The sequence below is a fragment of the Sneathia sp. DSM 16631 genome, assembly GCF_014892235.1.
In the GTDB taxonomy this organism is placed as follows: Bacteria; Fusobacteriota; Fusobacteriia; order Fusobacteriales; family Leptotrichiaceae; genus Sneathia; species Sneathia vaginalis.
The window spans coordinates 263,116-277,624 of sequence record NZ_JADBHL010000001.1 but is presented as its reverse complement, the minus strand read 5'-3'; the positions used below and the strand labels follow the sequence as shown (position 1 = coordinate 277,624).

The window sequence follows — 14,509 nt, the reverse complement described above, 5'->3', positions numbered from 1 at the left end:
AGGAGGAAAATAAACAGATGGCAAGAAATATGCAACCAGTTCTAAAGAAATGTAGAACACTTGGATTAGATCCAGTAGCATTAGGAGTAAATAAAAAATCAAATAGAAATATTAGACCAAATGCAAATAAGAAATTAACAGAATATGGAACACAATTAAGAGAAAAACAAAAGGCAAAATTCGTATATGGAGTTATGGAAAAACAATTCTACAAATTATATGAAGAAGCAACAAGAAAAGAAGGAGTTACTGGTGAGTTACTACTTCAATATCTTGAAAGAAGATTAGATAATGTAGTTTACAGATTAGGTTTAGGGTCAACAAGAAGACAAGCTAGACAATTAGTAAACCATGGACATATATTAGTAAATGGTAAAAAAGTTAATATTGTATCATATAGAGTAAAACAAGGAGATGTTATCGAAGTTAGAGAAAGCTCTAAAGATTTAGAAGTAATTAAGGAAGCAATAGGTAAGAGAACTATACCTGGTTGGTTAGAACTTGATGAAACTAAGAAGATTGGAAGAGTTTTAGAAGATCCAACTAGAGATGTAGTTGATTTTGAAGTTGATGAAGCAATGATAATAGAATTCTATTCTAGATGATAGTTTGTGTAGTTAGTTTATTAAATCAATGCAAGGAGTGATTTAGCTTGTTAAATATAGAAAAGATAGCTAAGAATATTAAGTTAACGGAAGAAAAGGTAAATCAATACTCAGCAATTTACACATTAGAACCTTTATATAGAGGATATGGTAATACAATAGGAAATGCTTTAAGAAGAATTTTATTATCGTCAATACCTGGATCTGCTATAAAGGGTATTAAAATAGATGGTGTTTTAAATGAATTCACAACTTTAGATGGTGTAAAAGAAGCTGTTACTGATATTATTTTAAATGTTAAAGAAATAATAATAGAGCTTGATGAACCCGGTGAAAAAAGAATGTCGTTATCAGTTAAGGGTCCAAAAGTTGTAACTGCAGCAGATATAAAAACAGAAATGGGGATAAATATAATAAACCCTGATCAAGTTATAGCAACTTTAACAACTGACAGAGAATTCAATATGGAATTTTTAGTAGATTCTGGAGAAGGATTCGTAGTTTCAGATGAAATTGATAAAGAAGGTTGGGAAATAAATTTCTTGGCAATTGATGCGATATATACACCAATAAAAAAAGTAAATTATATAGTAAAAGATACAATGGTTGGACGTGTAACTAATTATGATAAGTTAATACTTGAAATAGAAACAGATGGAAGTGTAGAAATACATGATGCACTATCATATGCAGTTGAACTATTAATAACACACGTAAATCCATTTACAAATATTGGAAATTCAATGTCTAAATATAGAAAAGATGACGAAGAAGAAGAATTAGTTGCACCAAGAGGTGAAATAAATTCTTATGCAGATTTAAGAATAGATGAATTACAATTATCTGTTAGAGCAAGTAATGGTTTAAAGAGAGCTAAAATAAATACTATAGGAGATTTATCTAAGATGAGTTTAGCTGAACTTGAAAAAGTTAAAAATCTAGGTAAGGTATCACTAAAGGAAATTATTGAAAAGCTTAAGGAATACGGCTTTAACATCGAATAAGAGATTGGAGGGTAGACAGTAGATGAATCATAGAAAATCATACAGAAAGCTTGGGAGAAGAACTGATCACAGATTAGCAATGTTAAAAAATATGACAATTTCTCTAATAAAAGCTGAAAGAATCGAAACAACTGTAACAAGAGCAAAAGAATTAAGAAAATTTGTAGAAAAATTAATAACTTTAGGAAAGAAATTTAATTCAACTGATGAAGTTGCAAAACAAATACATTTAAGAAGACAAGCATTTGCATTTTTAAGAAATGAAGAAGCTGTAGTTAAAGCATTCAAGGAAATAGCACCTAAATACATGGAAAGAAACGGTGGTTATACTAGAATAGTTAAGACTGATGTTAGACGTGGAGATTCTTCTGAAATGGCAATAATCGAATTAGTTTAATTATACAAGTGCTTCGAATGAGGCACTTTTTTTTGGAGGAATAATGCAAGTAAGTATAAGAAATATTGAAGAAAGTGACAGACCACTTTATTTACAATTTGCAGATACCTTCTATAATTCTAGTGCATGCTTACATACAGTGCCAGCAGAAAATTTTGAAAAATCATTTGATTTTATGCTACATAGCAAAGTATATGCAGAACTATTTATGATAGAATGCGATGATGAGGTTATAGGTTACTGTATGATATCAAAGACATATTCACAAGAAGCTGCATCTATGGTCCTATTAGTAGAAGAATTATACATAGTAGAAGAACATAGATCAAAAGGTGTAGCAACAAAAGTATTCAAATATTTATTTGATAAATATGAAAAATTTGGAAGAATTAGACTAGAAGTAGTGGAAGATAATTATAGAGCAAGAAAGTTATACGAAAGATTAGGATTTGAATATCTTAACTATATGCAAATGATAATTGATAGATGAAATATAAAAAATATAGCGATGATAAAAAAAGTCGCTATTTTTTTTGTAAAAGACTTGATTTTTAAAAAAAAATGTAGTATAACTTTACTAGGTGGATGAAAGTGGTGAATTGTGGAGGAAGTAGGTGATGACGATGCTATTTATGGGTGAATATAATTGTAAGATAGATAGTAAGGGAAGAATAACATTTCCAGCTAAGCTAAGAGAACAATTAGAAGGTCAAAATTTCGTCATTACTAGAGGTCTTGATAAGTGTATAGACTTATTCCCTATGGACAAATGGAATGAAAAAATGAAAAAATTAGAAAACATTAAAACTACTGACATTAAACAAAGAACCTATGTTAGATTTCTTTTATCTGCAGCTACTGAATTAGATTTTGATGCACAAGGTAGAATAAATATACCTCAATCATTAAAAACTTATTCTGAACTAGAAAAAGAAGTAGTCGTTATAGGTCAAAATGGTAGAATGGAAATATGGTCTAAGAGTAGATGGGATTCATTTATGAGCGATTCACTAGAAAATATTGCAGATATTGCACAAGAGCTTGACTTATAGGAGGAAGAATGTATCATAAACCAGTACTTTACAATGAAGTTATGGAAAATATTGTAAATGATAAATATATGACATATGTTGATTGTACACTAGGTGGTGGAGGACATTCTGAGGGCATACTTAAAAGAAGTAAAGGCTATTTAATAGCGATAGATCAAGATAGCGATGCAATAGAATATGCTACTAAAAGACTTAGTGAGTATAAAGACAGACTTAAGATATTTAAGAATAATTTTAAAGATATTAAGTATGTAGTATATATGGCAGGATATGAAAAAGTAGATGCAATTTTGATGGATATTGGAGTTTCATCATATCAATTAGATGATGCTAAAAGAGGATTTTCATACAAGTATGAAGCAAGGCTAGATATGAGAATGAATAAAGATTTAAAAGTTTCTGCTTATGAGGTAATTAATGATTTTACTGAAAAGGAGATAGCTGATATCATATTCAAATATGGACAAGATCCTAAAGCAAGAAGAATTGCAAAATATATATGTTTTGAAAGACAAAAGGGAGAAATAAAAACAACTACACAATTAGCAGATATAGTAATTAGGGCAGTCGGTAAAAAGATGAAAAAACATCCTGCTAAAAGAACATTTCAAGCATTAAGAGTATTTGTTAATAGTGAATTAGATGTATTGAAAAAAACAATAGATGATGCGATAGAATTATTAAATCCAGGTGGAAGGTTGTTAATAATTACATTTCAGTCATTAGAAGATAAGATAGTAAAAGAAAGATTTAGATATTATGAAAACCCATGTATATGTCCAAAGGATATACCTATATGTGTATGTGGCAAGAAACCTATGGGGAAAATAATAAATAAAAAGGCAATATGTGCATCAGAAAAAGAATTAAAGGAAAATAACAGGGCACATAGTGCACAATTAAGAATATTTGAAAGGATTTGAGAGTTATGTATAGAACTAGAACAATAAATGGAGTAAGAAGTAGAAAAGTATTAAGGGTATTTGGTATTGCAGTACCAGCAACAGCACAAGAAATAAGTATTAGTGTACTATTAGTATTATTTTTTGTTACAGTAAATATTTTGTCATACTCTTCACTATATGCTAGTGCTAGACATAATGAAATGCTAAAAGAACAATTAGTAGCACTTAAAAAAGAAAATTCTAGTTTAGAAGAAACTAAGGCAAATATAGTTAATATTAAAGAAATACAAAATAAAGCAGAATCACTTGGCTTTGTTCATAATAATTCTGTTAACTATGTTAAGTAGATTTCAATATCTACTTTTTTTTTACTCTCATTGTTCTATATAAGGATTATACAACAAAAAAATTCCATTGTCAATAAACTTTTTATTAAAAAGTTTACTAATAATAAATAACAAGAAAAGACTAAAATAATGTACTTTTTTTAAATTCAAGATATAATAAATATGTATGATACAAAAACATTGAAAGGAAGTAAACAGATGAAAAAGTTTGGTTTTGCTGTAATATCTCTTTTATTAGCATCTAATGTTTTTTTTACAAACATTTCATATGCAGATAATGTAGCTAATACTCAAAGTATTACTAATAATAAATCTACAAAAATAGAAGAAGGATATATTAGAATACATTTTGAAAATATTAAAAATGGTACAGGTTTATGGATTTGGGGTGGTGTCGATAAACCAAGTAATGATTGGCCTAATGGTCAATTAAAGTTTGACTATAGTAAAAAAGATGCTTATGGTCAATATATAGATGTTAAAAAGAGTGCTAAATTACAAGATATAGGCTTTATTGTCTTAAGTGGAGGTAATAAGGTACACGAAAATGATAAGACTATAAAATTACCTAGTGAAAAAATAAATGAAGTTTGGGTTGATAGTAACTTTAATGTACATCTAGATGAACCACTTAAAGAAAAGAATATATTTAGAATATACTATAAAAGAGCTGACAAAAATTATTCTAAGATACAACTATGGGTATGGGACGATGTAGATGTTAAGTTAGGTGAATGGCCAAATGGACTAGATTTTAAACAAGGTAATGGACAAATTTATGTAGATGTAAAATTAAAAAAAGATGCTAAAAAGATAGGATTTTTAATACTAGATAGAAAGAAAAAAGATGATAATTGCAAAGTCTTTAGTGATGACTTTAAATTTGAAGATGTAGAAAATACAAAACAAATATTTATTAAAGATTTAGATAAAAATATTTACAATAACCATTACTATATCAGCGATGTAAGATTATTAAAAGTTAATCAATTAAGTGAAACTAAACTTAATTTAGCCTTTACAACATTAAAAAATACTGGACGTGAAGATATTAAGGATAAGTTAAAAGTATTTAATAAAAATGGTAAAGAAGTTAAAATAGATGATATTGATATAGAAGGTAATAACTGTGTAATAAAGGGTGAATTTAATGATAAAACTGGTCCATACACAGTAAAATATGATGATAATAGTATCAAATCTGAAAAAGGTTGGCAATTTAAAGATAATATGTATAGTTATGATGGACCATTAGGAACATACTTATCTAAAAATGGTAGTGTAGTAGATGCATATCTATGGTCACCTAGTGCTGATAGTGTAAAAATATTAATATATGATAAAAAAGATGTAAATAAGTTAGTTGAAAGTGTAGAACTTGAAAAAGGTAAAAGAGGAGTATGGCACAAAAAATTAACTTCAAATAAGGAAATAAGTAATTATACAGACTATTTATACAGCTATGAAATAACTAGAGGTAATGAAAAGGTAATGGCATTAGACCCATATGCAAAATCTTTAGGAGCATGGAATAAAAGCAGTAAGCAACAATTTGCAAAAGCAGCCTTTGTAAATCCAGATAAAATTGGTACTAAATTAAGTTTTGCTAAAATAAAGGGATATAAAAATAGAGAAGATGCGATAATCTATGAAGTACACGTAAGAGATTTCACTTCAGATAATAACCTTAAATTAAAAGCACCTTATGGTACTTTTAAGGCGTTTATAGAAAAATTAGACTACCTAAAAAAATTAGGTGTAACACATATACAATTACTACCAGTTTTAAGTTGCTATAATATAGATGAATCAAATAGAAAAAGATCAGATGATTATTTACAAAAGAAAGCAAACTATAACTGGGGATATGATCCACAAAACTACTTCTCATTATCAGGAATGTATTCAACTAATCCAGATAATCCAGAAACACGTATAAAAGAATTTAAGGATCTTGTAAATGAAATACATAAAAGAGGTATGGGTGTAATATTAGATGTTGTGTATAACCATACAGCAAATGTAGATATTTTTGAAAACTTAGAACCAAAATATTATCATTTTATGACAAAAGATTCTAAGCCAAAAACAAATTATGGTGGTGGAAGATTAGCAAGTACACACTATATGACAAGAAGACTAATGCTAGATTCGATAAAATATTTAATGAATGAATACAAGGTTGATGGATTTAGATTTGACATGATGGGTGATCATGATGCATTAACTATGGAAAAAATAGCAGATGAAGCTACAAAGATAAATAAGAATGTATTGATTCTAGGAGAAGGATGGAAAACTTATGTTGGTGATGATGGTATAAAAGTTAAACCATCTGACCAAGGATTTGTGAATGAAACAAATAGTGTTTCAGTGTTCTCAGATGATATTAGAAATGCTTTAAAATCAGGATTTCCTGATGAAGGTAAACCAGCATTTTTAACAGGTAAAAAAGAAAATATTAATAGTGTGTTTAATAATATTAAAGCAAATCCTACTAACTTTTTAGCAGATGATCCAGGAGATGTAATTCAATACATAGCAGCACATGATAACTTAACTTTATTCGATACAATAGCTGTATCAACTATGAAAGATCCAAGCAAGAAAGAAGATTTTGCTGAAATAGAAAAAAGAGCCTTATTAGGTAATATGATAATATTAACTTCACAAGGTATACCATTTATACATGCAGGACAAGAATATGGAAGAACAAAGCAATATAAGGTAAATGTACCAGATAAAAATTCAATAGAAAAATTATTCTATGTACAAGGATTTAAATATACATGCTTTAACAAAGATTCATATAACGCACCAGATGCAATAAATCATATAGATTGGGAAAGAATAAAAGATAGTAGAATGGTTCCATATGTAGAAGGGTTAATAAAGATAAGAAAATCAAGTGATGCATTTAGATTAACAACTAAGAAAGATGTAGATAAAAATGTTAAATTAATTGCAAATAGAACAACTGATAATGCAATAGGTTATGAAGTTAAAGGAAAGAAAGATACCTTTGTTGTATTTGTTAATGCAGATAATGTAGAAAGAGAATTTAAATATGATAAGTTAAAGAATGCAAAAGTATTAGCTGATCAAAATAGTGCAGGTACAACTAGAATTATTAATCCAAAAGGTGTAAAAATTAAAGGTGATAAGATTATACTAGCACCATTAACAGGAACAATATTAAAAATTAAATAAGTATACTGAAGAGCAACTTTTTTAAAAAAGTTGCTTTTTAGTAAAAAATATAGTAAAGTATAGGAAAGTAGGTGATATAGTGAATATAGGGGAAAGAATAAAGAAAATACGTAAACAAAAGAAATTAACACTTGTAGAATTGGGTGAAAAGATAGGTTTAAAAAAATCTACAATTTCACGTTATGAAAAAAATGATATTAATATACCTAGTGATAAGCTAGAAAAGATAGCTCATGCATTGAATGTTAGTCCACAATATTTATTAGGCTTTGAAGAAGTGCAAAATGATATTGATACAAGTATGTTATCAGATAGTCAATTAAAAGAATTAGATTTAATATTATCAACTAATAATATTATGTTTTTTAAGGGGAATAAGAGTAGTAAAGAAAGCTATGAAATGCTAAAAAACTCTATTACTAAGGTATATATTAATATGTTGAAGGATAATAACGAATTATGATAAAAGAAACTATAGAATTTTCACTGGAGTATAAAAAGACTCACGGTAAAAGTATAGTAGGTATATTAAAAGATGAGGGTGTAAGCATAATAGAAGATGAGATAGGAGATATAGTTTCATATACCATAAAGATTAGGGATAAAAATATTATTGTAATAGACGAGAATTTAGATGAAATAGAGTATAACTTTGTTTTATGTCATGAATTTTATCATATACTAAAGCATGATGAAGTAAATAGATGTTTTAGTAATATTATGGGTACAGACAGGTTTGAAATAGAGGCTAATATTTTTGCTACCATATTCCTTAATCTAGAAAATTTTATGGATAATAGTACTAGAATTAATAGGACTATAAATTCAACTATATCAGTAATTAAGAATGCAGTAATTTAGCATTCTTTTTTGATATTAGTTTGAAAAAAATATAATTATTTAGTATAATAAGTTATAACTGTTTAGGAGTAAAAAGTTGAATAAAAAAATATTTTATATAGTTGAAAAAAATTTAGATTGGGTAATATCAACAAGAAGACATTTACATGAATACCCAGAATTAAGTGAAGAAGAATTTAATACACAAAAATATATAATTGATTTCCTTGAAAGTTATAATATTGAGTATGAAAAGATAGCTAATACAGGAATATATGCTCGTATAAGAAATGGTAAAGGACGTAAATTAGCATTTAGAGCAGATATGGATGCACTTCCATTAGTAGAAGACAATAACCTAGAGTTTAAATCTAAGAACAAAGGAGTTATGCATGCGTGTGGACATGATGTTCATATGGCAGTACAAATGGGGGTTATAAAATCATTAGTAGAAAACAAGAATTTATGGAAGGGTGAAGCTCATTTTTTCTTCCAACCAGCAGAAGAAACAGTTGGAGGAGCTAAAAGAATGCTAAATGAAGGTGCAAATAGAGAAAAAATTGATAATTTAATATCTTTTCATAGTGCACCAGAAATTAAAGCAGGGAAGATAGGAGTAAAATACGATAAATTACACGCAACATCTATGGTATTTACTATGGATATCTTAGGTAAGGCAACTCATGGTGCATTACCTTTTAATGGTATAGATAGTATAGTAGTTGGTGCAAAGGTAGTTGACTATATTCAAACAATAGTTTCAAGAAGAATAGATGCAAGAGATTGTGCTGTAATAACTGTAGGTAAGTTTGAAGCAGGTACTGCTGAGAATATAGTAGCAGAAAAGGCAACTCTTACAGGTACAGTTCGTACCCTAACACAAGATATGAAACAATACATATTAAATATATTTAAAACAGATTTAAAAAAATTTGTTGAATCTTTTGGTGCAAAATTAGAACTTCATATACGAGATAGCTATGCACCTGTTATTAATAATAAAGAATTTACAGATTTTTTGTATAAGAATGCAGTAGATATTTTAGGAAAAGATAATATTGAATTAATTAGTGTTCCAAGAATGGATGTAGAAGATATAGGGTTCTTCCTAGAAGAAATACCAGGTTCATTTTATAGACTAGGTGTTGCAGGTGACAAGTTTACTGAATTGCATACAACTAACTTTATGGTCGATGAAATAGCTCTAAGAACAGGCTTATTAATACAATTAAAAAATGCATTGGAGTATCTATGTTAAAAGTAAATGATGTAATAACAGTAACTATTGAAAAAATTGTCTTTGGTGGTGAAGGTCTTTCTAGATATGAGGATATAGTTGTGTTTGTACCCATGTCATGTATAGGAGATAAATTAGAAGTTAAAGTAATATCAGTTAAAAAAACATATGTAAGAGCTTTAATTCAAAAAGTGTTAGTTCCATCAGAAGATAGAAAAGAACACAATAAGATAAGTTTTGAAGAAAATTCTGGTTGTGATTTTAATCATATAAAGTATGAAAAGCAATTGGAGTATAAAGATATTATGTTAAAAGACATGCTAAAGAGTATATCAAAACTTGATGTATCTAGTATATATGAAAATATTATAGGTGCAAGTAATGTAACGAATTATAGAAATAAAGTGGCAACACCATTTTTCATACAAGATGGAAAGATAAAAGTAGGATTTTACAAAAGAAAATCGCATACAAAATTTAGTATAGAAGAAGATTATTTAAAGTCTACAGTTGCAAGTAAAATAGAGGAAATAATATTAAAAGAATTAAATGATAATAAGTTTACAGTATATAACGAAGATACTGATACTGGTTTTCTAAGATGCCTTATAATCCGTAACAACACTAAGGGCGAAGCTATGGTTTGCATAGTTGTAAATAAAAATAAGGAACTTGATAAATTAAAAGTAGTTTTAAAAAAGGTTTATGATGAGGTAGATTTTCTTAAATCTGTTTATGTGTCTGTAAAAAATCAAAAGAATAATATAATACTTGGAGAAAAAAATATACATTTATTTGGGGATGAATATATAAGTGAAAATATATTTTCAATAGACTTTAAAATTTATGTTGATTCTTTCTTCCAAATAAATATAGAGCAAGTTAAAAAGCTATATAAGCTTGCAATAAGTTTTCTAGATAATACATCTAATGTTATAGATGCTTTTAGTGGTACTGGAACTATAGGAATGATATTAGCTAAAAATGTAAATAAGGTATATTGTATAGAAAGTGTTAAAAGTGCAGTATTATCTGGAAAAAAGACAGCTAAAAAGAATGATATAAAGAACATAGAATTCATATGTAATAGAGTGGAAAAAAGTATAGCTAGTATTTTAAGTAAAGATAAGATAGATAGTATAGTTTTTGATCCACCTAGAAAAGGTATAGAAGAAAGTGTAATAAAAGAGGTATGTAGTAATAATATTAGACAAATAGTCTATATATCATGTGAACCATCAAGATTTGCACGAGACTTGAATATCTTTAGACAATTAGGATATGAATTGAAAAGAATTGCTTCAGTAGATATGTTTCCTAATACACATCATATTGAAAGTGTAGCATTAATAGAAAAAAAGAAAGAGGATTAAAGTGATTAAAGTTATATTATTAGTGTTTTCATATATTTTAGGTAGCATACCTAATGCATTATGGATAGGTAAAGTATTTAAAAAAGTGGATGTACGACAATATGGTAGTGGAAATGTTGGTTCAACTAATGCAGCAAGAGTATTGGGATATAGATATGGTATTATGACTTTAGTATTAGATATATTAAAGGGACTAATTCCAACATATTTGGGATATAAGTTTGGAGGTAATATAGGAATACTATGTGGAATGTTAGCAATAATTGGACATACCTATTCTATATTTTTGAAATTTAAAGGTGGTAAGGCAGTTGCAACGACTGTTGGTGTTTTTATCGTAATATCACCATTTTCAATATTGACACTATTAGTTGTCTTTTTATTAGTTACAATAATAAGTGGATATGTTTCGCTAGGATCTATGGTATCAGCGTCTTTACTTTTTATAGCAGTTTATTTATATAAAGGTAATATTTATGAGGTTATTTTTTCCTTGTTAATAGGAATTTTAGTTATATATAGACATAAATCTAATATAAAGAATTTATTAGAACATAAGGAAGCAAAATTTTTTGATAGGGTGAAAAAATAAGGAGTAATATGGAGAAAGTTTTAACAATAGGTGCTGGAAGTTGGGGAACAGCATTAACAATATTATTAGCTTCTAAAGGGTATGAATGTTATCTTTGGGAGCATGATGAAGAAAATAGAAAATTGTTGCGTAAGGATAGGGAAAATAAGACATTTTTACCAAATCATAAATTATTAGACAATATTCACGTAATAGATGATTTTAATGAATTTTGTGATGAATGTTCTGTTATTTTACTTGCTACACCTACACAATTTATTAGACCAGTTTTAAAGAATTTAAAAAAGTTAGAACCAGGTAAGATAATAGTAAATGTAGCAAAGGGTCTTGAAATTGGTAGTTTAAAGAGAATATCAGAAATAGTAAGTGAGGAATTAAAAGAAAAAAATTATCATTATGTTCATTTTGCAGGACCAACACATGCAGAAGAAGTATCAAATAAGGTGCCATCAGCGATAGTATCAGTTTGTGAAGAAGAAGAAATAGCAAAAAAAGTACAAAATATGTTTAGTACATCATATTTACGTGTATATACAGGAACAGATTTAATAGGAGCTGAGCTTGCAGGAGCATTAAAAAATTGCATTGCAATAGCTGCTGGTATATCAGATGGTTTAGGCTATGGAGATAATACAAAAGCTGCACTTATGACAAGAGGTATAGGAGAAATGATGATTATAGGTAAGTTCTATAACGCAGATCCTAAGACCTTCATAGGATTAACAGGGTTTGGTGATTTAGTTGTAACTTGTACAAGTAAATACAGTAGAAATAGATATTTAGGTGAAAAGATTGGTAGTGGTATGAGTGTAGATGAAGTCATGGGTCATATGAAGATGGTTTCAGAAGGTGCATATACAATAAAGGCTTTAAAGGAAATTATAGAAAAGAATAACTTAAGAACGCCAATTTTTATTGAGTTATATAACATATTGTATAATAATCAATCTACATCAACAATAACAGAAATATTTATGAATAGAAATTTAAGGTCAGAATTCTAGGAGGTTATTATGGAAGAACAAAATGAGTTAAATTTAATTTCCTTATATCTATCAGATTTAAGAAAACATGATTTACTCGATAAAGATGAAGAGCTTGAACTTTTAAGACGCATAAAAGAGAATAATGACGAAGAGGCGAAAAATAAGCTAATACTATCGAATTTAAGACTTGTAATTTCAGTTGCAAAAAAATCTTCTGGTAGTGGATTACCATTAATAGATTTAATAAGTGAAGGGAATTTAGGATTGCTTAAAGCAATTGAAAAATTTGATTGTAATAAGGGTCACAGATTTAGTACATATGCTGTTTGGTGGATAAGACAAGCGATAAAGAAGTCTATAATCAACATGGGACGTGATATTAGAATACCGTCATATAAACATGAACAATTGGCTAAGGTTAATAAATTAATAAATGAATATACAACAGAACATGGTGAAAATCCACCTGTAGAGTACATAGCTAAAAAGTTAAATTTAAAGACAAGTAAAGTTGTGCTTCTACTTAATGAGTTTCAAGATGTAATATCATTTAATGAAACAATAGGTGATAATATCTTCTTGGAAGATGTGATTGGAAAAGAAGATGATGTAGAAGATAATATCATTAAAGAAGAACAAATACATGAAATGCGTGACCTATTGGAAACAATATTGACAGATAGAGAAAGAGAAATTCTAGAATTAAGATATGGATTAAATAATACTAAGCATACTTTGAAAGAAATAGGAGAAATATTAAATATTACAAGAGAACGTGTAAGACAAATAGAAAAGAAAGCAATAACAAAATTAAAGCGTCACCTTGAAAAAGATAAAGGAGTGGAAGATGTTAGATATTAAAGTAAAAACTAAAGATTTTTTACGAGCTATAAGGATAGTTGAAAATGCCATAACTGATGATAGTAAGGGTGGTATATATATTGAAACTACTGAGGATAATAAGTTAGAATTTAAAGCTATAGGGTATAATTTATTTATTAAATGTTATTGTGATGCTTTTATTATAAACGAAGGTAAAATATTAATTAAGCATAAATTAATAGAAGAATTCTTACGTAAGGTTAAAGATGAAGAAGTTGAAATAAAAGAAGAAAATAAAAAGATTAAATTAATCACTAGTGATAGCGTTTCAAATTATAGTCTGATAGAATATGAACAAACACAAGATATAGATATAATAAATGGAGTAGAATATACATTAGATAAGAAGACATTATTAGAAAATATAGAAAATACTCAATTTGCAGCTTCATCAGATATTGAAAAGCCAAAGATTAATTGTATTAAATTTGATGTTGAAGAAAAAACATTAAAATTAGTAGCAACTGATTCATATAGATTAATGTACAGAGAAGTTGAAATTTTAGAAAATGACACTAATGAAAATATTAGTGTAAGTATACCATTAAAAATTACGCAAGCATTACTTAAGATATTTAGAGAAACAACTTTAAATAAAGTGATATTTAGATCAGAAGGGACTAGAGTATTATTCAAATTAGATGATATAGAAGTAATAACAAAAGTTACTGAATTGCAATTTCCCGATTATGTTGGTATACTAAATAATGTAAAGGTGGATAAAAAAGTTAAGATCAACAAGTCCGATTTACATACAGCATTAGAAAAGGTTCAAATATTTGTAAGAGATAAAAAAGAAAAGAAAGACGTAGCAGAATTTTTGTTTACAGGAGATAAATTAAGAATTTCAGGTTTTGGAGAATATGGTAGCACTAGTTCAGATGTGTTGATTGTTAAAGATTGTCCAGATATTAAAATTTATTTAAATGTTAAGTTCATAATTGAGTATTTAGCATCTGTAAAAAATGCAGATATATTAGAAATTAATATGTCTGATGAAATATCAGCAGTGTTAATAAAGGAAGATGGTAATAAGAACAATAATGTATACTTAACAATGCCGCTTAAAATTTAATTTG

16 protein-coding genes are annotated in these 14,509 nt (G+C 27.7%); all 16 read left to right on the top strand.

From position 1 onward, the window contains the following. Positions 1-17 precede the first annotated feature (17 nt). The 16 genes from rpsD to dnaN all read left to right on the top strand — a co-directional run bounded on the left by rpsD (position 18) and on the right by dnaN (position 14,505). Positions 18-605 (top strand): 30S ribosomal protein S4, encoded by a 588-nt coding sequence (gene rpsD / locus IMK15_RS01365; RefSeq protein ID WP_046328518.1) that lies wholly within the window; start codon positions 18-20, stop codon positions 603-605. 47 nt (positions 606-652) lie between these two features. After that, a complete protein-coding gene (locus tag IMK15_RS01360; protein ID WP_046328519.1) occupies positions 653-1,609 on the top strand; it encodes a DNA-directed RNA polymerase subunit alpha in 957 nt (318 codons plus the stop codon). A gap of 22 nt (positions 1,610-1,631) precedes the next feature. After that, on the top strand, positions 1,632-2,006 hold the full coding sequence (gene rplQ, locus IMK15_RS01355; protein ID WP_046328520.1) for a 50S ribosomal protein L17: 375 nt from the start codon (positions 1,632-1,634) through the stop codon (positions 2,004-2,006). A gap of 43 nt (positions 2,007-2,049) precedes the next feature. Then, entirely contained in the window at positions 2,050-2,496 is a 447-nt protein-coding gene (locus IMK15_RS01350; RefSeq protein ID WP_192941607.1) for a GNAT family N-acetyltransferase, read from the top strand. 127 nt (positions 2,497-2,623) lie between these two features. After that, on the top strand, positions 2,624-3,058 hold the full coding sequence (gene mraZ / locus IMK15_RS01345) for a division/cell wall cluster transcriptional repressor MraZ (RefSeq protein ID WP_226869150.1): 435 nt from the start codon (positions 2,624-2,626) through the stop codon (positions 3,056-3,058). 8 nt (positions 3,059-3,066) lie between these two features. Then, a complete protein-coding gene (rsmH, locus tag IMK15_RS01340; protein ID WP_046328523.1) occupies positions 3,067-3,981 on the top strand; it encodes a 16S rRNA (cytosine(1402)-N(4))-methyltransferase RsmH in 915 nt (304 codons plus the stop codon). A gap of 5 nt (positions 3,982-3,986) precedes the next feature. After that, positions 3,987-4,310 carry a hypothetical protein gene (locus IMK15_RS01335; RefSeq protein ID WP_192941606.1) on the top strand — a complete coding sequence of 108 codons (324 nt, stop codon included), beginning with the start codon at positions 3,987-3,989 and terminating at the stop codon, positions 4,308-4,310. A gap of 198 nt (positions 4,311-4,508) precedes the next feature. Further along, entirely contained in the window at positions 4,509-7,520 is a 3,012-nt protein-coding gene (locus IMK15_RS01330) for a pullulanase (RefSeq protein ID WP_192941605.1), read from the top strand. Between the two features lie 79 nt (positions 7,521-7,599). Next, positions 7,600-7,983 (top strand): helix-turn-helix domain-containing protein, encoded by a 384-nt coding sequence (locus IMK15_RS01325; protein WP_052727659.1) that lies wholly within the window; start codon positions 7,600-7,602, stop codon positions 7,981-7,983. Further along, entirely contained in the window at positions 7,980-8,381 is a 402-nt protein-coding gene (locus IMK15_RS01320; protein ID WP_192941604.1) for an ImmA/IrrE family metallo-endopeptidase, read from the top strand. The genes IMK15_RS01325 and IMK15_RS01320 overlap by 4 nt, the downstream gene beginning before the upstream one ends. A 76-nt stretch (positions 8,382-8,457) precedes the next feature. Then, entirely contained in the window at positions 8,458-9,618 is a 1,161-nt protein-coding gene (locus IMK15_RS01315; RefSeq protein ID WP_192941603.1) for a M20 metallopeptidase family protein, read from the top strand. Further along, complete coding sequence (rlmD, locus tag IMK15_RS01310) at positions 9,612-10,970, top strand: 23S rRNA (uracil(1939)-C(5))-methyltransferase RlmD (protein ID WP_192941602.1); 1,359 nt, start codon at positions 9,612-9,614, stop codon at positions 10,968-10,970. Before IMK15_RS01315 ends, rlmD begins: the two co-directional genes overlap by 7 nt. A 1-nt stretch (position 10,971) precedes the next feature. Further along, positions 10,972-11,562, top strand: a complete 591-nt coding sequence (gene plsY, locus IMK15_RS01305) for a glycerol-3-phosphate 1-O-acyltransferase PlsY (protein WP_046328527.1) — start codon at positions 10,972-10,974, stop codon at positions 11,560-11,562. Positions 11,563-11,570: 8 nt separating this feature from the next. Beyond that, a complete protein-coding gene (locus IMK15_RS01300; protein WP_192941601.1) occupies positions 11,571-12,566 on the top strand; it encodes an NAD(P)H-dependent glycerol-3-phosphate dehydrogenase in 996 nt (331 codons plus the stop codon). A gap of 9 nt (positions 12,567-12,575) precedes the next feature. Next, positions 12,576-13,409 (top strand): RNA polymerase sigma factor RpoD/SigA, encoded by an 834-nt coding sequence (locus tag IMK15_RS01295; RefSeq protein WP_046328529.1) that lies wholly within the window; start codon positions 12,576-12,578, stop codon positions 13,407-13,409. Next, positions 13,396-14,505, top strand: a complete 1,110-nt coding sequence (dnaN, locus tag IMK15_RS01290) for a DNA polymerase III subunit beta (protein WP_192941600.1) — start codon at positions 13,396-13,398, stop codon at positions 14,503-14,505. Before IMK15_RS01295 ends, dnaN begins: the two co-directional genes overlap by 14 nt. Positions 14,506-14,509 lie beyond the last annotated feature (4 nt).